The sequence below is a fragment of the Williamwhitmania taraxaci genome (assembly GCF_900096565.1).
In the GTDB taxonomy this organism is placed as follows: domain Bacteria; phylum Bacteroidota; class Bacteroidia; order Bacteroidales; family Williamwhitmaniaceae; genus Williamwhitmania; species Williamwhitmania taraxaci.
Map to the genome: position 1 here is coordinate 1 of NZ_FMYP01000053.1, position 19,230 is coordinate 19,230.

Below are 19,230 nucleotides of genomic sequence, written 5' to 3' on the forward strand. Positions count from 1 at the left end.
ATGGTATACCCCAAAAACTTGGTTTGGTTGCGGTAGCAAACTTTACTCTTCGCGTTGTTCACGATGAGCTTCAGCTTATTCTCGATAAAGTCGCTTACTGACTGCATTACCCTCTCTCCTGCCGCTTGGCTTCGTACGAAAAGATTACAGTCATCGGCGTATCGAACAAAGTTGTGGCCCCGTCGCTCCAGCTCCGTATCCAGCTCGTCTAAAACTATATTAGACAGTAAGGGCGAAAGTGGGCTGCCTTGCGGTGTACCTTCGGTGCGTTGGCTTATGACGCCATCGGTCATTACCCCGCTTTGCAGATACCTGCGTATCAGTCTTAGCAGCGTCTTGTCTCCTATCGTTTCCGATAGGCGGTACATTAGTCGGTCGTGGTTAACCACATCGAAAAAAGTCTTTAAGTCCAAATCTACGACTATTGTCCTGCCTGCTTCTACGTAGCCGCTTGCCTTTGCCAGCGCCTTATGGGCGCTGCGGTTGGGGCGGAAGCCGTAGCTGTGGTAGGAAAATTTCCTCTCGTAAATCGGGCCTAATACTTGGCTAATGGCTTGCTGGATTATCCTGTCCGTTACCGTGGGGATGCCCAGCTTGCGTTTGCCGCCGCTCTGCTTGGGGATTTCTGCGAGCTTTACCGCCTGCGGTTGATAGGTGCCTGCTAATAGTCGCTTTAGAAGGTATTCCCCTTCTTTGGCATACCATACTGCAAAAGCACCTACCGGCATTTGGTCAACTCCTGCTACGCCTTTGTTCTGCTTTACCTGCTTGTAGGCTCGCCTGATATTATCGTGCGAGCATACAACCTGCATTAGATGACTCGTTAAGGCTCGTTCCTGCTCTCCTGCTCTCCTGCTACGTCTGTTTGCTGAACCTTTCTGTAATCAGCTTCGCTGTCGTTCAAAGGGCGCATGGCTTCCCCTGCTGAACCAAAGTTCAGGTGTAGTTAATAGCTCATATCTTGCTTCTGCTCCACAAACCTAATGTTAAACTAACTCCTCCTTAAATTTAAAGATTCAAACCTTCGTTTCGGATAGCTTTGCCTCCACTACTAGGTCCTCTGCTGACTTCTTGCTACCGTCGCAGATACTATCGCTAGTATCCTTGCCCTCCACGGCACGGTGCAAGACCTCTCGGGATAAAATCCATTTCTTTCGTTAGGTGCTGCCTGATTTACTGTAAGCGGTTACGGTTGATTTTCGGGCTGTAGCAATCCATGGCTCGCTCGCTCTCCGATATTCAGCCTTATACCAGGTTTCTGTACGTCAATACGCTAACTTTGCTGATGGCTTCTTTCAGATTTTGCCTCACGGCAAACACCCTTGCCATTCGCTAACACTTCCTTTCAACTCGGCGTGTAAAAGGACTTGCACCCTGCTAGAAATGGGCTATGCCCGACATACTAAACAGAAAACCCCGATTAGCATCGGGGTTTTCTGTTAAACAGTATCTAGACGAGCATACTCGTTCTTGTTTGATCGGCTTCAACCAGCCGGGTAAGTTCCACAAATTCGGCCACCGAAAGTTGTTCCGGACGCATCGTCAATAGTCGATGCTCGGGAAGTTCACCTCCATAGGCGCCACGGATAGAGTTCCTAATAGTTTTTCGCCGTTGGTTAAACGTAGATTTTACAATATTTACAAACAACTTCTCGTTGCATCCCAAATCGGTAACGTCATTTCGCGTTAGACGAATTACTGCCGATTTCACCTTAGGAGGGGGATCAAATACGCCCTCGTTAACGGTAAACAGATACTCAATCTTATAGTAGCATTGAAGCAGTACGCTTAAAATTCCATAGGTCTTGGTGCCTGGTTTCTCGGCAATCCGTTCGGCAACCTCCTTTTGAATCATTCCCACAACTTCCGGAATCATCTCGCGGTATTCCAGAACCTTGAAAAATATCTGGGAGGATATATTATAGGGAAAGTTCCCAATGATGGCGAGCGGACCGGGAAGTGATGATTCTAAATTCATCTTCAAAAAATCTTGCGAAAGCAGATGATCGCCAAGTTGCGGGTAGTGCAAATGCAGATATTCCACCGATTCCGTATCGATTTCCACTGCGTAAAGCGGAGTGGGTAGATCCACCAGGTACTGGGTTAAGACACCCATTCCCGGACCGATCTCCAGAATAGCCGCAACCTTTTCGCTCTTCAAACTATCGACTATTTTCTTGGCAATATTCTTATCGCGAAGGAAGTGCTGCCCCAGCTGCTTCTTTGGACGTACGTTCATGAATCATAATTTGCTGCAAAGGTCGTTAAAATTTGCAAGATTTTTTTACCCACAACAAAATGGTGCCTAAGCGGTCCTGAACTTGTATCTATAATAGTAAACCGCGAACATATTATACACAATGGATCCACTCTTTTTTAAAAAAGCTCCATCTTTGAAAAAAAGAAATGCCGCTAAGCCGAAAGAGTCTATTCGCTATTCTAGGTATGCTCGTCTGGATATTCCTTACTTGGCGCTTATTCCCCCATATTAGGGATACCTTTCAAAATGGGGAGTCCCTATTGGAGAACCTTTCATTTAATTTACTGGCGATTGCCGTGCTCCTTATTCCAATTAACTATGGTATTGAGGCAATCAAGTGGTATTATCTGGTGTTTCGGAAAACAAATAATGGCTATTGGCCTGCCTACAAAAGCGTTCTAAGCGGCATGGCGCTAGGGATTCTAACACCAAACCGAATTGGCGAACCCTTTGCGCGGGCGCTTATGGCACCATGTGGTAACTACCTAACTACGGCCGCGGCAGCCCTAATTTGTAGCTTTAGCCAACAAGCAGCCACCTTGCTTTTTGGCATTCTGGGCATGATAACCATTGCGAATAAATACAATTCCACCTCTGCTAACCTCCTTTGGTTTATTGGCATTGGAGCCATCCTTCTCGCCCTCTCCCTTTCCCTGCTGCTGCTTTCGCCCTCATTGCTTAAATGGACTGCCAATCACCATTTCACGCAGAGGGTAAAAAAGAGCATGGCGAATTTGGAATTATTTACCATTAAACAAGTTGCAACTGTTTTGGTGCTAAGCTTTATCCGCTACAGCATCTTTCTCGCCCAATACATATTCGTGCTCTACGCATTTGGGTGCAACCTAGCAATCTTGCAAGCAGCTAGCGCTGTGGCTTGTATTTTTTTGGTAGGGAGCATTATTCCCTTACCTGCCGTTATTGACATAGGAGTAAAGATATCCTTGGCCATGCTATTTCTGGGTTCGACTAGGAACAACGAAGAAGTGGCCGCAGCCGCAAGCACAACGATTTGGATAATGAACATAGCCATTCCGGCACTTACAGGAACAATTTTCGTTATTTCGAGCCCGTTTATACGTAAAAAGCAATCCATTTAATATGGAAAACATTTCGAGACATTAATTTTTGTGCCTCCCAAAAAAAACGATCAACTTCATTATATTTGTGAAAACTGTTTTTCAATGGAGATGTATACAAAGCCGTCGGGATCTCTTATTTCTTACTTTAGCAACAAGGTAAAACATCAAGGAGGGATAAACCTAGCACAAGGGATACCTGGATTTCAGCCACCTGATAAACTCATTGACATACTTATAAAGCACTCCACAACCGGATTTCACCAATACGCTCCTGGAAATGGAGATGCAGGGCTGTTAAATCTACTTACGGCACGCTACTCTAAGGATATCGACCTTTCCATCAACAATTTCCTAATTGTTCAAGGGGCAACCGAGGCGCTAAACCTAATCATCATTTACCTAAAACAGTATTTAGGAAAGTCATTCTCTATCATGGCATTCGATCCTGCCTATGAGAGTTACAAGAACTTACCCGCGATTTACGGCTGCAAATTCGTCCCCTTCCCTTTCAATGAAGATGGATCATTCGACCCCGATAAAGTCAGTGCTTTTGCACGAAAAAACGAGGTTAAGTTGCTCATATACTGTACTCCTGGAAATCCATACGGAAAAGTATTTTCAAAAGAAGAAACATTAACCTTACTCCGAATTGCCCGCGAGGAAGATTTCTTTGTTACGGTAGATGCCGTTTACCGAGATCTTTACTATACAAAGAAGCCATACTTGCCGGTAGAACAATTGAATCACAGGCTCTTCTATGTCAATAGTTTTTCCAAGATGCTTTCTATCACGGGTTGGCGCATAGGATATCTTATTGCTCATCAAAGCCACATGCCGGGTATTCGTGCAATCCATGACTACACCGGGTTGTGTGCATCGCATCTTTACCAGCGTGCCATTGCCGATTACCTGCTCAACGACAGATGCGGCAAGCCTTATACTGATGAGATAAGAGCGATACTCGCCGAAAACTATACAATTTTAAAAGAGACACTTGCCAAAATTGGATTCACCATTCCTCATGCCGATGGAGGTTACTTTGTTTGGGCCAAACTCCCTGTTGGCTACACCGATGGCTTTGAAGTGGCGATGGCCCTTTTTGAAGAGCAAAAAGTCGCAACCATCCCAGGGGAGCATTTCTCGGAAAATTCAAAAAGTTTCCTTCGGTTCAACATAGCACGGCCCAAGGAAGAGATACAGGAAGCAAGTCGCAGAATTGAGCGTTTCTTCAACAAGCGATGAACTCTCTTTTCATCATTTTCCTAATACTTCCATACTGTATTCTTTTATTAGCATTTACAGTTGGCGTTGTTTTGTCTCAAAGAAAGAAACAACCTAGCCATAGCGAGGCATTCATTTCAGTTATAATCGCGGCCCGTAATGAGGAAGAAAACATCGAGGAAGTTATAAATTCAATTCTGGCACAAGATTATCCCAGTAGTAATTTCGAAATAATTGTAGTAGACGATCATTCGGATGATGCGACCATAATACGGATTCCGCGGTCGCCGCTTGTTCGCATAGTAGTGCTACCCAATGGCTCTTTTGGAAAGAAAGCAGCATTAAAAGCAGGAGTTGAGACAGCCCTATTCCCCTACATTGCGGCCACTGATGCCGATTGTATCGCAAGCCCGTTTTGGTTAAAAACACTCGCTGGCACAATTAAGCAAAAACATCCTGCGCTTATTGTTGGCCCCGTAAGCCTTCCATTCTCAAACTCCTTCCTTGAGACATTTCAGCACTGGGAATTCAGGGCACTTCAAATGGTTACCTTTGGTAGTGCGGCCCTAAAATACCCAACCCTATGCAACGGGGCAAATCTTTGCTTTTCGAAGGATGAATACAACAGAGTTAATCTCAAAGAAGAGGAGACCCCGTCAGGAGATGACATTTTCCTTCTACATCATCTATTAAAGGAAAAAAAAGCGGTTGAATTTTGCTTGTCAAAAGAGATGCTTATCACGTCCAAACCAGAAACAGCTTTTTACGCAATGCTCCAGCAGAAAATTCGGTGGGCGTCAAAAAGTAAACATATAACCAATCCTGCAACATTAGCACTTGGGGGAATAACCTTTATAACAAACCTCATTGCAGTTGCTGTGATCCCCTATACTATAGTAAATCCAGAGCGATACATCTCCATTTCATTGATATGGGGACCTAAGATAATAGCAGAGGCTATACTCGTTTTTGTACCGGGTAAAAAAGTCTATGGCGCTTATCCGAAAACGGCTAGCTTTATATTATCGGCACTACTGATGCCATTTTATGCTACTTTTGTAGCCCTTGCATCACTCTTTCTGAAATTTACATGGAAAAAAAGAACGCAGAGTTAGAAAACCGTTCAGGCTCCTTAACCGAGATAGCCCTGCGGAAACTACGCAAGAACAAGTTAGCAATGGTTTCCGTAGTGTTCATTGGAGTATTAACTCTCGTTGCAATTCTTGGATATGCGATTACCCCGGACTCCACCCCTAATGCCAACGATCAGCACCTAGAACTTGCGGCGTGCAAGCCCGGCTTCTCAACCTCTTTCCTCCGAATAAAACAAAACCAGACCATTGAGCAACACAACTTCTTCTACCGGATGCTTTTTGGCCAAGAGTCGGGGGTTACAACCATACCAATATACAGCTACAAAATTATTGGGGATAGCGTAAGAGTAGAACTCTTCACAGGCGATAAAACCGAACCATTAACAGCCACCTATGGCCTAGTTAATGCGCTATTTGCCATAGATCCATTGGAACAACCACAAAAGAAAAATGCCATTTATACCTACAAAAGCGTCGACGGTTCCATTCATACGGTTTCAATAGCTGAGTTAAAAAAAGAAGCAGCCGAAAATTTAATTGAAACACGCTACTACCTTCTTGGCACCGATCGGTTCGGCCGAGATTTGCTGAGTCGTCTAATCCTTGGCACACGTATCTCCTTGTCGGTCGGTTTTGTGGCCGTTAGCATCTCCCTAATCATTGGCCTCTTTTTGGGTGCAACCGCGGGTTACTACGGAAAAACAATCGACCATGCCATTTCATGGCTAACCAATGTTTTTTGGTCAGTTCCAACACTGCTTGTGGCCATAGCCATAACACTCCTGCTGGGAAAAGGGTTCTGGCAAGTATTTGTTGCCATTGGTCTTACCATGTGGGTGGAAGTGGCCAGAGTGGTGCGAGGACAAGTAATGGGGCTTCGCGAGAAAGAGTTTGTTGAAGCCGCAAAAGTGATAGGACTTAGCAATCGACGTATTATTTTTAGGCATATTTTGCCCAATGCCATCAATCCAGTTATTATCATTTCTGCAGCCAACTTTTCCGCCGCCATTCTAATTGAAGCAGGATTGAGTTTTCTCGGCATTGGTGTTCAGCCACCTGCGCCTACATGGGGCGGAATGGTTAAGGATCACTACGGCTATATCATTCTCGATTCCGCCTACATGGCACTGCTCCCTGGACTCGCCATAATGATTACCGTGCTTGCCTTCAACATTATTGGCAATGGACTTAGAGACGCACTTGATACTAAAGAATCTAAATAAATAATTGCATCATGCAACCCAAAGTAAAACTACGAAAGGTGGAATACAATTGCCAACTCGAAGATGATTCCAGCTCAAATTCACTTTTCATGCCTACAGTCGTTATTTTTTTTATAGCCCTTCTTTTATCATCAAGTTCGGCCCATTCGCAATGGCTCCAAGACTTAAGAGGCAGTCAGTACAACTCACTCACGGTGCAGTACTGGAAGGCCCAGGAAATTAATGAAACGGCAACCTCTTATAAGACGGGTACGCCAGTAACGAACCAAGCACAAATAACCTTCTCGGTTGATCGACGGCAAATAAACCAATCGGTTAGCCAAGATGGGGTTAAAATTGAAAGCAATGTATTTTCGTTCAATCCTCGAAAGCAAATATTGTCCAAAACGCTTCGCCGCAGTACCGATGGAATACAATGGTCACTCGAAAAATCGGTTTACGCCTATAAAGGGGACCTATTAGGTATGGTTAACTCCATCAAGCTCAATGGAGAACTTATTTATTTCCTTATGGTAAAAAACGACAGTCTTGGATTGCCCATAAAAGTGGAACAACGTTCACCTGACAGCACCCTAATGGCCATAGAAGTAGGAATTCCAGACTATGCACATAATAAAATCATCTATAAACTTATGGATGCCAGTGGTAGAACTGTATCGACATCAGAAGGACGAATTGCTGTAAAGAAAACAGGAAATGAAAAATACAATCTCCATGGCGATTGTTTTTTATACCCTAGGAACGACACTCCATCCGACCAAATATTCTGTTATGTGGAGTTCGATTACGACAGCAATGGAAATTGGGTTAAGAAAAAAATATATGAAGGAGAGATTGACAGCACAAAAAATCTCATTAAACCCCAGTTGGTAATGGAATATAAGCGAAAGATAAAATATATCAAGTAACACTATCCGTAAAAAACACAGCCCGGACCAAATAGCCCGGGCTGTGTTTTTTTTTAAGATAGCACAAACTACTTTAACTCCACAACTCTATAGGTGGAGAGTTGCCCATTTGAATTTACACGTATAATATAGGCCCCTTCATTACTCTCTTTTTCATCGTTACTAAATATGAAGGAATGATCGCCTGCCGGTAACGTTGCCGAAACAAGTTGCTTCACCAATCTTCCTGAAACATCAAAAACATCAATGGTTAATGACGTCACATCAGAAAGATTCACCGCAATAGTGGCTTGTCCCCTAAATGGATTTGGGAACACCTTTATACTTGGAGCAAGTTTTACACCCTCCATGAACAACGATCCCCTCTCCGCTGGAATAACAGTGCTATAGGCGGCCCGCGTCGACACCGTTGGAACGGATTTACTGCCATTAAGTCCAGAAACACTACTTTTAATAAGGACCATAAGAGGATAGCGCGAGTCTTGTGAATACCACCGAATGGATTCATCGACATAGTAGAACCGCTGTCCATTCAAATTCGTTTCATACTTTTTAACCTCTTTTACACGCAGTACATTTACGTGTTCTTTTCCATCTGGAAGGATGAGAGTTCCGAGCCCATCACCCGCCACCGAATAAGTTCCAACCATAGAACCCATCACCTTATCCCCAGCAATGTATTCTGCCGAAAAATCGCCAGAAAACTCGCGGCCAAAGGAGAACGGAAACTTCATTTTTACGAATGGCTTGGTATACTGAATTCGAGTCCCACCTTGACCCGACAAGTAACCCCATTGCTCTAGTTTTTCCTCAGTTGTATTAAAAACAAAAAGATTTCCAAACTCTTCGAGCGTGGTGTTGCCAGCAGAAAAAAGTGCACCGGCTCGTGAAAGAGAAAGAGAGGTAAGAGACCCAGAAAACGTACCTGTATTTTTAACCTCAGAAAAATCCCAACGAGTATTGACACCCGTTTCACCCGGATCGACATAACTTGTCAACTGCATACGATTTTCTGTTCCAGCCAACAATCCATGGATTTTGTAGGTAAGAACAACCTGCGATTGGCCAGAAACACCCCATAAGAGTGATACTGCTAAGAGTAAAAGTTTGTTCATCCTTGTAAGATTTAAATTTAAATACTACATATGACTACACACCAACTACACTTCGTCAATCAAATTAAAATTTTAATAAATAGGAGCAAACCAATAAACTATTCAGAAGATAGCCACGTCGAAAGTTACAAAACGAATTTACAAAAAACCAGGAATGAAAGCTAAAAGCTCCGTTTCCTTAGCGAAAAAAAGATAATGATAATGGAAAACAGTGAGTATAACACTGCAACAACAACGGTAATCCAGATAGAGACAATCGGAGCGAAAACCTCTGCAACGGTAGATTTAAGTGCGGCAAGTTCTGGATTATTCATCACTGCCAAGCCAAAAAAATCGGGCATTGGAGCTAGATTCTGAAGTGCCCTAAACGGAAAGAAAAATCTCACAAAATCGGGAAGAAAGGTTCTTATAACAACCTCCAACGGCATAAGAACAACAAATGCTAAAACAGAAAGAGCTGTATTCCTAATAAGGAAGGAGATAATCAATGCGATGGCTAGCAGAAAAAAAGTATGCAAAAAGAAAAAGAGAGAAACTTCTACCCCGTGATAAACATCATTCAGGGAAACCGTATTTGAATAGTAGGCACCAAAGAGGAGTGTAACCACGAAAAGCACTAATGCCCAAAAGAGAGACAGGCTGATTGCCAATAATACCTTCGCACCTAACAGTTCAAATCGTTTTAGCCCATTGGCCAGTTGAAAGTGATAGGTTCGTTCGCCAAATTCAGCCCCAACAATCACAAGCATGGCAAATGCTGTAAACAGGCTTATCCAACTGAGTAGCCAGGCGAAAGAAGTCCAAATATGAGGAAATTCGAAAAAAGGGTGTGCAGAAACTCCTTGGATATTAAGGTCAATATTGGATCCAACAAAAATAATAGCCAAAAAAACAAATAATTGAGCTGCAATAGAAATACTGAAAGCATAAAACGATTTCGCCTTTAACCATTCAATTTCCAATAAAGTCAGCCACCGCCTCATGCAAGAACCTCCTCTTTCATAAGATTTATGAAGCGAGTTTCCATGCTTGATTTTTGCTGTTCCAACCGCGAAAGAACAATACCATTCTCAAAAGCAAAGCGATTCACATCGGAAGGGGTAATCCCTTCGGCGGGTAGTAATTCCAGCGCGCCTTCAATTTCATTACACGATCGAACCATCGGAGAGTCAACAAAGATAGACCGTAAATGCTCCATTTCGGGAGCAGCTAGGACAAACTTCTCTTGGCTCCAGAAAACATCCTCGATGGATCCATTCACAAGCCGCCGACCCCGCTTTAGCACTACGACATGGGTACACAGCTGTTCTATCTCACTCAATAGATTGCTTGACAATATAATGGTCTTACCCTGCTCGTGAAGCGATGCTATTAACGATCGGATTTCTTCAGTGCCCTCAGGATCGACACCAAGGGTAGGCTCGTCGAAAACCAGCACATTAGGATTCCCAACAAGCGCAGACGCGATACCAAATCGCTGGCGTAAACCAGGAGTTAAAGTAGAAAATTTAACACCTGCCCGGTCAGCTAACCCGACCTTCGACAGCACATCTTTTGCCTGAAAATGCGAAATATTCTTAAGTTTCGAAACAATGGCGAGATTCTCGGAGAGCGAAAGGTTCATGTAAAACTTGGCCGGCGATAGCAAAGCACCAACCGAGTGTGACTTATGGAAACATTTACTACCCCCACTCCAATCAACTTCACCTTCGTCGGGAAGAACCACTCCGAGTAAAACACCTAGAGCCGACGTTTTACCACTACCGTTTGGACCCAATATTCCCATAACCTGACCGGGATAGACCTTTAAAGAAAAATTCTTTAAGGCCCTTATCTCCCTGTAAGATTTATAAACATGCGATACCGTAATAATTGGAGAATCGGCCTCCATGAAAAACAGTTTAGTTACCCATTTCGGACATAAACTTGATACGCAACAAACGAATCTCCTCCTCAGAGAAATCGGTCTCACCGAGTTCTTTTAGTGCATCGGCAATCGATTCATTTTCAGCTTCCATGAAGTAGTCGAAAATTTCACCTTGCTTCTCTTCGTCAAGAACTTCATTAATATAATAATCAATATTGATTTTTGTCCCACTACTTACAATCGACTCAATTTCAGTAAGAAGATCATTCATCTCAATATTCTTGGCTTCACAAATATCGCTAAGCGACAGTTTCCTATCAATGCTCTGGATGATGTATACCTTAAGTCCCGATTTGTTGACTACCGATTTCACCACAAGGTCTTGAGGCCGCACAATCTCTTTCTCCTCAACGTAGACTTTGATCAGTTCAATAAACTCCTTCCCATAACGCTTTGCCTTACCAGCACCCACGCCCGCAATATTTTGCATTTCCTCCATGCTGGTAGGATACTGAATCGACATGTCCTCAAGGGAAGGGTCTTGGAAAATAACAAACGGAGGTAAATTCAACTTTTTGCTCATTTTTCGGCGCAAATCTTTGAGTAAAGCAAAGATCTCCTCATCAGCAGCGGTGCTTTTGTTTCCTGCAGGACCAGAGGCTTCATCGTCGTCCCCCTCTTCGTATTCATGGTCTTGCGAAAGCATCACCGTGTATGGATTTTCCATATACTCCTTACCCTTAGGCGAGAGCATCAAGGTACCATAGTTCTCAATGTCTTTTTCAATCAATCTAAGCACAAGTCCTTGGCGGATAATCGCATTCCAAAAACGGACATCCTTCTCCGAACCACATCCAAACAGCTCGAGATGATGGTGTTTATAAGATTTCACAGAGGTAGAGGCATTACCAACAAGGATGTTGGCCACGTGATCGGCCTTAAACTTCTCCTGAACAGCAATTATAACATCCAACGCAAGGAGAAGATCGTCTTTTCCATCAAACTTGGTTTTTGGATGCAAGCAGTTATCACAGTGCTCGCAGTTTTCCTGCTCGTATACCTCTCCAAAATAGTTAAGGAGCATCTTCCTCCGACAAACCGCCGATTCAGCATAGGCAACGGTCTCAATCAATAGCTGCTTCCCGATTTCTTGTTCGGCAACCGGCTTGCCCTGCATGAATTTTTCCAACTTCTGAATATCCTTGTAGGAGTAGAATGTTAGGCAATGTCCTTCGCCACCATCACGGCCAGCACGACCAGTTTCCTGGTAATAGCCCTCCAAACTCTTGGGAATATCGTAGTGAATAACATAGCGCACATCCGGTTTATCAATTCCCATCCCAAAAGCTATGGTAGCCACAATGACATCGACATCCTCCATCAAGAATTTATCCTGATTATCGGACCTCGTATTTGAATCCATACCGGCATGATAGGCCAATGCCTTAATACCATTAACCTGCAAGGCTTCAGCCATCTCCTCTACCTTTTTACGGCTGAGGCAGTATATAATACCCGATTTTCCAAGGTTATTCTTGATGAACCGAATGATTTCACGCGTCGCACCCACTTTGGGCCTCACCTCGTAGTATAGGTTTTCACGATTAAACGATGACTTAAACACCTTCGCATCGAGAATCCCAAGATTTTTTTGAATATCGTTCTGCACCTTTGGCGTAGCAGTAGCAGTAAGTGCAATTACAGGTGCCTTTCCTATCTCCCCAATAATGGGACGAATACGCCGGTATTCTGGTCTAAAGTCGTGCCCCCATTCCGAAATACAGTGAGCCTCATCAATTGCATAGAAAGAAATCTTAATTTGCTTTAAAAGTTGAATATTCTCCTCCTTCGTAAGCGACTCCGGGGCTACGTATAGCAACTTGGTTTTCCCTGCAAGCAAGTCTTCCTTAACTTGATTGATAGCGGCCTTGGTGAGCGATGAATTAAGAAAATGGGCAATTCCATCATCCATGCTTAAACTCCGCAGCACATCCACCTGATTTTTCATCAGTGCAATGAGCGGAGATATAACAATTGCTGTTCCGTCCAGAATTAGTGCTGGGAGTTGATAGCAAAGCGATTTACCACCACCTGTGGGCATTAGCACAAAAGCGTCCTCCCCATCCAGAACGTTTTGAATGATTGCCTCCTGATTACCCTTAAATGTCGAGAAGCCAAAAAACTTCTTGAGATACTCAGAAAGCGTAACATTTTTTGCGTTCATTTTTCCTCCTCCAATCGAATAAATATATTATTTTACTGACATACAAGCATATACAATTAAATGCACAGCCAATCAAAAGTATGTAAAAAGAAAAATATTTCAAACTTAAAAAACCAATACTTGACGAATATCATCAAAAAATAAAAGAACGGATAACAATAATAGCCTAGTGCTGATTTTTAAAATCTTTAAACTAAATTTACACAATTTTTTGAGTAAGCCCTACCCAATTGACCGCTAGGTAAAAATTATTGACAAAAGAACACCTATGGCAAAAGAACAGAAAGTAAATATCAAAGAGTTAGCGATCAAAACAATTCTTACCGAAGCGCAAGCCATCGAAAAGTTGGCAGAAATGGTAGACGATAGTTTTGAAAAGGTAGTGTCTTTGATATACAACAGCAACGGGAGGGTAATTGTTACGGGAATTGGAAAAAGCGCCATAATTGCCAATAAGATTGTGGCAACGCTTAATTCCACCGGTACTCCAGCAATTTTTATGCACGCAGCCGATGCAATTCATGGTGATTTGGGGATTATCCAACCCGACGACATCATTATCTGCCTGTCGAAGAGTGGTACCACCCCTGAAATTAAGGTCCTCATTCCTCTTATTCATAATATGGGAAACCCAATTGTGGCAATAGTAAGTAATGTTGACTCCTATCTTGGTCAAAAAGCCACTTTTGTTTTAAAGGCGACTGTTGACCAAGAGGCCTGCCCAAACAACCTAGCACCCACCTCTAGTACTACCGCTCAGCTGGTAATTGGAGATGCCCTAGCCGTGTGTCTACTAAAACTCAGAGGATTTTCGGACAAAGATTTTGCCCGCGTTCATCCTGGAGGAGCATTAGGAAAGAAACTCTACATGAGGGTTAGCGACATCTTCTCCGAAGCAAACCCACCGAGAGTGAGCACCAACGCCAAAATCAGAACAATCTTGCTCGAAATATCGAGTAAACGATTAGGCGCAACTGCGGTAATCGACGAAAATGAAAAATTGGTAGGCATTATTACTGATGGAGACCTGCGACGAATGTTGGCCAACAACAATCCGGTGGACATGGTTACAGCCAAAGAAATCATGTCGGCCAACCCTAAGACTATTGAGAAAGATGAAATGGCCATTTCCGCATTCAACCTGATGGAGCAAAACAAAATCACACAACTTGTGGTTACTGCCGAAGGTGTTTATGTTGGAATGATTCATCTGCACGACATTCTTAAGGAAGGCGTGGTATAAATTTATTCTTCTCGTTGCTCGCATCGATATAAAGTAAGGGGAAACCTATTTAAAGACAATGACAAATTCAATAATAAAGCACCTCAGCAAAATGCTGGGGTTACTGCTGCTTCTTACGATTAATACATCTCTTCTATCGTATGGACAGACTACAAAAATAAGAGGCCGTATTACCGATTTTACCACCGGTGAACCGCTCCCTTATGTTAACATCTCCATTTCAGGAACCTCTGTTGGGACTATTACAGATTTCAATGGAGATTATTACTTAGAAACGAGGGTAAAAGGTGACTCTCTTTCCGTTTCGTATTTAGGATATGCACCTCTCAGTCAGGCTATAAAATACAATATTTTCCAAACCATCGACTTTAAGTTGGTTTCGAATAACATCTTAATGGAAGGAGTAGTAGTTAGGCCCGGTGAAAATCCAGCACATCCAATTATCCGGAAAATAATTGCTAACAAGGCACAAAATAACCCCGAACGACTCGACCACTACCAGTATGAAAGTTACAATAAGGTAGAAATTGACCTCAACAACGTGGATGAGGAGATGAAAAACAAGAAGATATTCAAACAGTTTCAGTTTATCTTCGACTATGTGGACACATCTGCCGTGACAGGAAAAACCTTTCTCCCTATTTTTATTACGGAAACCCTTTCGGATTTTTACTTCTCAAAAAATCCGCGTGTAGAAAAGGAGGTAATTAAGGCCACAAAAATTTCGGGTGTAAATAACGAAAGTGTCGCCCAATTTACCGGAAAGATGTATCAGAGCATGAACATCTACGATAACTATATCAATATTTTCAACCAAGGATTTGTTAGTCCTATTGCCGACTTGTCGCTTTGGTACTATAAGTTATACCTTATTGATAGTGCTTTCATTGGAAATCGGTGGTGTTACCAAATTTCATTTAAACCACGCCGATCACAGGAACCAACATTTACTGGAGACATTTGGGTGCACGACACCACTTTTGCCATCGTTAAATCGAACCTACGCATGGAAAAATCTGCCAACATAAACTTTGTAAAGGATATGGTGGTAAATTCTGAATATACCATGCTAGGGGATTCGATCTGGTTTCTGAAATCATCCAATCTATTTGTCGATTTCAACATTACGGATAGAAAAACAACAGGGTTTTTTGGAAGGAAAACTACCTCGTATAGTAATGTAAAGTTCACCCTAGATATGCCAGATACATTATCGAAACTGGCCGAAAAAGTAATGGTTAAGGATGGTGCGCTTAACCAGGATGAAAATTTTTGGCAGCAATCACGTCCCTTTGAACTCACAAAAAAAGAAGCAGCTATCTACCAGATGGTTGATTCGGTGCAAAATGTACCGATATACAAGACCTTTGTAGATATTATAAATATGGTGGTAAACTACTACTATGTGGTGGGATACTTCGAAATTGGACCATATTTCAAGACCTATTCATTCAACGAAATTGAGGGGAATAGATTTAGGGTGAGCGGACGAACCTCAAACAAGTTTAGTAAAAAGGTAATGGTTAGTGGCTTCACCGCATACGGAGACAAGGACAATCGGTTTAAGTATGGAGGCGATGTGCTCTGGATTATTAGCAAAAGCCCACGAATATCAGCCACCATCGCATACAAAGAGGACATTGAACAACTTGGGCAAAGCAAATACGCATTGACTGAGGATAACATCGTAACCTCTTTTCTACGCCGCAACCCCAACTATAAGCTATCGCTCGTTAAGGAATTTTCAATTAGTTACGAAAAAGAGTGGTTCCATGGATTCTCCAACGCCATTACTGTTACGCAACGCCGACTCTACCCCACTGTCTATATCCCTTTTGAATTCTCGGATGGGAGCGGTTCGCTTTCGGAGTTATCTACAACTACCGTAAACCTGAATACAAGGTGGTATAAGGGAGAAAAATTTTTGATGGGGCAATTCGACCGCGTAAGCCTTGGAAGCGACAAACCCATTGTTAACCTAGACCTTACTGCTGGCCTAAAAGATATATTCAACAGCAAATACGAATTCTACAAAGCTCACATCAATCTGTTTTATAAGGTAAATATCAATCCATTCGGCTATTCTAGAATCATTCTTGATGGCGGGAAAATTTTCGGAAAAATCCCCTACCCACTACTCCACCTCCATGAGGGCAATGAAACTTATGCATTTGATCGCTACGCATTCAACATGATGAACTACTATGAGTTTGCCAGCGATCAATACGTTAGTTTATTTGTAGAACACCATTTTCAAGGATTTTTCCTAAACAGATTACCCCTATTTAAAAAGCTTAAGTGGAGGGAAGTAGTTTCAGGAAAAGGTCTTATTGGCACTCTCGACAAAAAGAACTTAGACGTGATGAAATTTCCACTTGGGCTAACCGATGTATCAAAACCATACTTTGAGGTGAGCGCCGGGGTAGAAAACATCTTCAAAGTTATTCGCATAGATGCCATGTGGCGCTTAAGCTATCTTGACAATCCCAACATTGAAAAATTCGGTATTCGAGTAGGCTTACAGATAATTTTCTAACTTTAAACCAAAATTTTCGAACCATAGCCATGAAGCTTTATACACAAAATCTGGTAAAAAGATATCACTCCCGCACCGTTGTGAACGGAGTTTCGGTAGAGGTAAATCAAGGCGAAATTGTGGGATTGCTTGGACCTAACGGTGCAGGAAAAACCACGACATTCTACATGACTGTAGGCCTAATTAAACCGAATGAGGGAAAGATCTTTCTGGATGATTTAGACATTACCAACGACCCAGTATATAAACGCGCCCAGCGGGGCATTGGATATTTAGCTCAAGAACCATCCGTATTCCGAAAGATGAGCGTTGAAGACAACATCCGTTCTGTATTGGAGATGTCGGACATGAGCAAAGTTGATCAGCACGAAAAGGTAGAAAGCCTGCTCGAGGAGTTTGGTTTGCAAAAAATTCGAAAAAGTCTAGGCATACAGCTTTCAGGTGGTGAGCGCAGGCGTACCGAGATTGCACGGGCTCTGGCCATCGATCCAAAATTTATTTTGCTCGACGAACCCTTTGCCGGTGTTGATCCCATCGCCGTAGAGGATATCCAAACCATCGTAGCCAAGCTCAAGAGCAAGAATATTGGAATTCTGATTACAGACCATAACGTTCACGAAACGTTATCGATAACCGACAGGGCATACCTGCTTTTTGAAGGGAAAATCCTCTGTTCTGGAAGTGCTCAAGAACTCTCGGAGGACCCTATGGTACGCAAGGTATACCTTGGACAAAACTTCGAATTAAGAAAATAACAAGGAAATTAGTTTAGAGGTTGCAAAAGAAAAAAAAATACCTACATTTGCACCACAATTAGCGGATGTGGCGTAATTGGTAGCCGCGCCAGACTTAGGATCTGGTACCGAAAGGTGTGTGGGTTCGAGTCCCTTCATCCGCACAAACTCCGAAGCAAACGCTTCGGAGTTTTTTTTTGCCACTATACAACTTGGGCATCCATCAAATAGGCCTTTCAAGGTAAATACAAGAGAAGGACTGATAAATCACAATATTCTCTCTATATTTTCATACATACCAGAACTTTTTTTATATATTGATCCTCTTCGACAGGGGTATTAAAACACAAATCTTCGTGGATTTTACTCCATATTAACTAGTTTTGTCACAGTAATCTAATCCTCATACTGCGTTGGCCGAATACAGCAATGCTGAACTTCTAAACGGTATCCTAGGGCAAAACTCGGATGCGCTTCGGCATCTATACAAAAAGTTTCTCCCGCTAGTTTCCACCATGATAAAAAACCTGCATGGGCATGAGAGCGACGCCAACGACATTTTCCAAGAAGCCATCATTATATACTACCGCAGAGCAAAGGCAGGAGAAATTGACAAGAGCATGCCGGTACTCCCCTACTTAATGTCTACGTGCAGGATAATTTGGATAAAGACCTCCCGCGATCGACAAAAGGAGAATGTCATAGAACTGGACGAACAAGAAATAATTGACGAGACCTCAATCTACGAAGCATACAGAGAAAACAAGCGAAAAGATCTTTTTTACAAACACTTCAAATTGCTCTCGAAGGATTGTCAGAATACGCTTAAGGCTTTCTTTGCTGGCCAGAGCTTCGCAGAGATGTCGACAAAGCTAAAAATATCCTCCGAAGATTTTGCCCGTCGAAGAAAGTATCTCTGCAAAGAATCTCTCGTAAAAAGTATTAAAAGCGATCACCTATTCAAAGAAATAACTGCCCTCGATGGAAACGAACCGTTTTAACCAAATTGACGATTACCTCCAAGACCGCCTCACCCACAAAGAAGCGAGAACGTTTGAGGAAGAAATGGCCACCAACAACGAGTTGAAAATTCAGGTGAAACTCTGCCGCGAATTGAAGGAAGCCATCCTCGAGGAAGATGTTGTCAATCTCAGGCGAAAACTTGAAAAGATAAGTAAAGAGAACCATCAAACAAAAGGGCTATTCACCCACATATCCGTGAAGATTGCCGCCTCTGTAGCAGTTTTTGTGGTGGCAACAATTCTTCTCTGGGCAAGTTACAGCAATCCAGAATACCTTTTCGAAAACTACTACTCTCGATATGAGACACCTGGTACAACCCGAGGCTCCCGTGCGAATAATGATCCAACTAAAATAATGGAACTTTATGGACAAGGCCAACTAAAAAAGACGATTCCGCTGTTAGAAACCTATACTCAAACCCACACCAATGACGCTGTAGCATTACTAATGCTCTCATCGGCATATCTTGAAAATGACATGGCGCTAAAAGCTGAAGAGATAGTAAAAATCATGATCAACCAAAATCAAGATGCGATTTACACCGAAACGGCACAATGGTACCTCTGCCTAGCCTATCTAAGTCAAGAAAAGTATAAAGAGGCATTTATTGAATCAAGCAAAATAGAAGCACAAGGTGGGAAGTATGCCGAAAGTGCCAAGAAGATCAACAAAAGACTGATAAAACACCTTGAATGAGGCA

The 19,230-nt window shown here is 42.7% G+C and carries 16 protein-coding genes and 1 tRNA gene; 11 read left to right on the top strand and 6 right to left on the bottom strand.

Going from position 1 to position 19,230, the window contains the following annotated elements; translation table 11 throughout:
- Positions 1-812, bottom strand: an 812-nt coding sequence (gene ltrA / locus BLS65_RS12745) for a group II intron reverse transcriptase/maturase (protein WP_125869868.1), incomplete at its 3' end; no start/stop codon positions are given.
- A gap of 638 nt (positions 813-1,450) precedes the next feature.
- Positions 1,451-2,239, bottom strand: coding sequence for a 16S rRNA (adenine(1518)-N(6)/adenine(1519)-N(6))-dimethyltransferase RsmA (gene rsmA / locus BLS65_RS12750; RefSeq protein WP_092439599.1), 789 nt, complete (start codon positions 2,237-2,239; stop codon positions 1,451-1,453).
- A 167-nt stretch (positions 2,240-2,406) separates the two neighbouring features.
- Here rsmA and BLS65_RS12755 point away from each other — a divergent pair, with 167 nt between their 5' ends.
- The 5 genes from BLS65_RS12755 (at position 2,407) to BLS65_RS12775 (ending at position 7,788) form a co-directional block, all read left to right on the top strand.
- Positions 2,407-3,360 carry a lysylphosphatidylglycerol synthase domain-containing protein gene (locus tag BLS65_RS12755; protein ID WP_092439601.1) on the top strand — a complete coding sequence of 318 codons (954 nt, stop codon included), beginning with the start codon at positions 2,407-2,409 and terminating at the stop codon, positions 3,358-3,360.
- 84 nt (positions 3,361-3,444) lie between these two features.
- Positions 3,445-4,584, top strand: coding sequence for a pyridoxal phosphate-dependent aminotransferase (locus BLS65_RS12760; RefSeq protein ID WP_092439603.1), 1,140 nt, complete (start codon positions 3,445-3,447; stop codon positions 4,582-4,584).
- Positions 4,581-5,678: a glycosyltransferase gene (locus BLS65_RS12765; protein ID WP_092439605.1), complete on the top strand. Its 1,098-nt coding sequence runs from the start codon at positions 4,581-4,583 to the stop codon at positions 5,676-5,678. Before BLS65_RS12760 ends, BLS65_RS12765 begins: the two co-directional genes overlap by 4 nt.
- Positions 5,654-6,880, top strand: a complete 1,227-nt coding sequence (locus BLS65_RS12770) for an ABC transporter permease (protein ID WP_092439607.1) — start codon at positions 5,654-5,656, stop codon at positions 6,878-6,880. Before BLS65_RS12765 ends, BLS65_RS12770 begins: the two co-directional genes overlap by 25 nt.
- 11 nt (positions 6,881-6,891) lie before the next feature.
- The gene (locus BLS65_RS12775; RefSeq protein WP_092439609.1) at positions 6,892-7,788 is read left to right on the top strand and encodes a hypothetical protein; all 897 of its coding nucleotides are present in this window, start codon (positions 6,892-6,894) and stop codon (positions 7,786-7,788) included.
- Positions 7,789-7,856: 68 nt separating this feature from the next.
- Here BLS65_RS12775 and BLS65_RS12780 read toward each other — a convergent pair whose 3' ends face one another.
- The 4 genes from BLS65_RS12780 to recQ form a co-directional block, all read right to left on the bottom strand.
- A complete protein-coding gene (locus tag BLS65_RS12780; protein ID WP_092439611.1) occupies positions 7,857-8,903 on the bottom strand; it encodes a T9SS type A sorting domain-containing protein in 1,047 nt (348 codons plus the stop codon).
- A 161-nt stretch (positions 8,904-9,064) separates the two neighbouring features.
- Complete coding sequence (locus BLS65_RS12785; protein ID WP_125869869.1) at positions 9,065-9,886, bottom strand: hypothetical protein; 822 nt, start codon at positions 9,884-9,886, stop codon at positions 9,065-9,067.
- Complete coding sequence (locus tag BLS65_RS12790; protein WP_092439616.1) at positions 9,883-10,794, bottom strand: ABC transporter ATP-binding protein; 912 nt, start codon at positions 10,792-10,794, stop codon at positions 9,883-9,885. The genes BLS65_RS12785 and BLS65_RS12790 overlap by 4 nt, the downstream gene beginning before the upstream one ends.
- A 10-nt stretch (positions 10,795-10,804) precedes the next feature.
- Entirely contained in the window at positions 10,805-12,994 is a 2,190-nt protein-coding gene (recQ, locus tag BLS65_RS12795) for a DNA helicase RecQ (RefSeq protein WP_092439618.1), read from the bottom strand.
- Between the two features lie 268 nt (positions 12,995-13,262).
- On the opposite strand from recQ, the gene BLS65_RS12800 reads away from it, so the two are divergent.
- The 6 genes from BLS65_RS12800 to BLS65_RS12825 all read left to right on the top strand — a co-directional run bounded on the left by BLS65_RS12800 (position 13,263) and on the right by BLS65_RS12825 (position 19,226).
- Complete coding sequence (locus BLS65_RS12800) at positions 13,263-14,237, top strand: KpsF/GutQ family sugar-phosphate isomerase (protein WP_092439620.1); 975 nt, start codon at positions 13,263-13,265, stop codon at positions 14,235-14,237.
- A gap of 58 nt (positions 14,238-14,295) precedes the next feature.
- A complete protein-coding gene (locus BLS65_RS12805) occupies positions 14,296-16,773 on the top strand; it encodes a DUF5686 and carboxypeptidase-like regulatory domain-containing protein (protein ID WP_092439622.1) in 2,478 nt (825 codons plus the stop codon).
- A gap of 29 nt (positions 16,774-16,802) precedes the next feature.
- Complete coding sequence (gene lptB / locus BLS65_RS12810; RefSeq protein ID WP_092439624.1) at positions 16,803-17,528, top strand: LPS export ABC transporter ATP-binding protein; 726 nt, start codon at positions 16,803-16,805, stop codon at positions 17,526-17,528.
- Positions 17,529-17,589: 61 nt separating this feature from the next.
- Positions 17,590-17,671, top strand: a tRNA-Leu gene (locus tag BLS65_RS12815).
- A 249-nt stretch (positions 17,672-17,920) separates the two neighbouring features.
- Positions 17,921-18,508: an RNA polymerase sigma factor gene (locus BLS65_RS12820; protein ID WP_092439626.1), complete on the top strand. Its 588-nt coding sequence runs from the start codon at positions 17,921-17,923 to the stop codon at positions 18,506-18,508.
- Complete coding sequence (locus BLS65_RS12825; RefSeq protein ID WP_092439628.1) at positions 18,489-19,226, top strand: hypothetical protein; 738 nt, start codon at positions 18,489-18,491, stop codon at positions 19,224-19,226. The genes BLS65_RS12820 and BLS65_RS12825 overlap by 20 nt, the downstream gene beginning before the upstream one ends.
- The last annotated feature ends 4 nt before the right edge of the window (positions 19,227-19,230 follow it).

Excerpts from the sequence above, each read along its gene's own strand:
- rsmA (WP_092439599.1), bottom strand. The coding sequence starts at position 2,239 with ATGAACGTACGTCCAAAGAAGCAGCTGGGGCAGCACTTCCTTCGCGAT.
- BLS65_RS12755 (WP_092439601.1), top strand. The coding sequence starts at position 2,407 with ATGCCGCTAAGCCGAAAGAGTCTATTCGCTATTCTAGGTATGCTCGTC.
- BLS65_RS12760 (WP_092439603.1), top strand. The coding sequence starts at position 3,445 with ATGGAGATGTATACAAAGCCGTCGGGATCTCTTATTTCTTACTTTAGC.
- BLS65_RS12765 (WP_092439605.1), top strand. The coding sequence starts at position 4,581 with ATGAACTCTCTTTTCATCATTTTCCTAATACTTCCATACTGTATTCTT.
- BLS65_RS12770 (WP_092439607.1), top strand. The coding sequence starts at position 5,654 with ATGGAAAAAAAGAACGCAGAGTTAGAAAACCGTTCAGGCTCCTTAACC.
- BLS65_RS12775 (WP_092439609.1), top strand. The coding sequence starts at position 6,892 with ATGCAACCCAAAGTAAAACTACGAAAGGTGGAATACAATTGCCAACTC.
- BLS65_RS12780 (WP_092439611.1), bottom strand. The coding sequence starts at position 8,903 with ATGAACAAACTTTTACTCTTAGCAGTATCACTCTTATGGGGTGTTTCT.
- BLS65_RS12785 (WP_125869869.1), bottom strand. The coding sequence starts at position 9,886 with ATGAGGCGGTGGCTGACTTTATTGGAAATTGAATGGTTAAAGGCGAAA.
- BLS65_RS12790 (WP_092439616.1), bottom strand. The coding sequence starts at position 10,794 with ATGGAGGCCGATTCTCCAATTATTACGGTATCGCATGTTTATAAATCT.
- recQ (WP_092439618.1), bottom strand. The coding sequence starts at position 12,994 with ATGAACGCAAAAAATGTTACGCTTTCTGAGTATCTCAAGAAGTTTTTT.
- BLS65_RS12800 (WP_092439620.1), top strand. The coding sequence starts at position 13,263 with ATGGCAAAAGAACAGAAAGTAAATATCAAAGAGTTAGCGATCAAAACA.
- BLS65_RS12805 (WP_092439622.1), top strand. The coding sequence starts at position 14,296 with ATGACAAATTCAATAATAAAGCACCTCAGCAAAATGCTGGGGTTACTG.
- lptB (WP_092439624.1), top strand. The coding sequence starts at position 16,803 with ATGAAGCTTTATACACAAAATCTGGTAAAAAGATATCACTCCCGCACC.
- BLS65_RS12825 (WP_092439628.1), top strand. The coding sequence starts at position 18,489 with ATGGAAACGAACCGTTTTAACCAAATTGACGATTACCTCCAAGACCGC.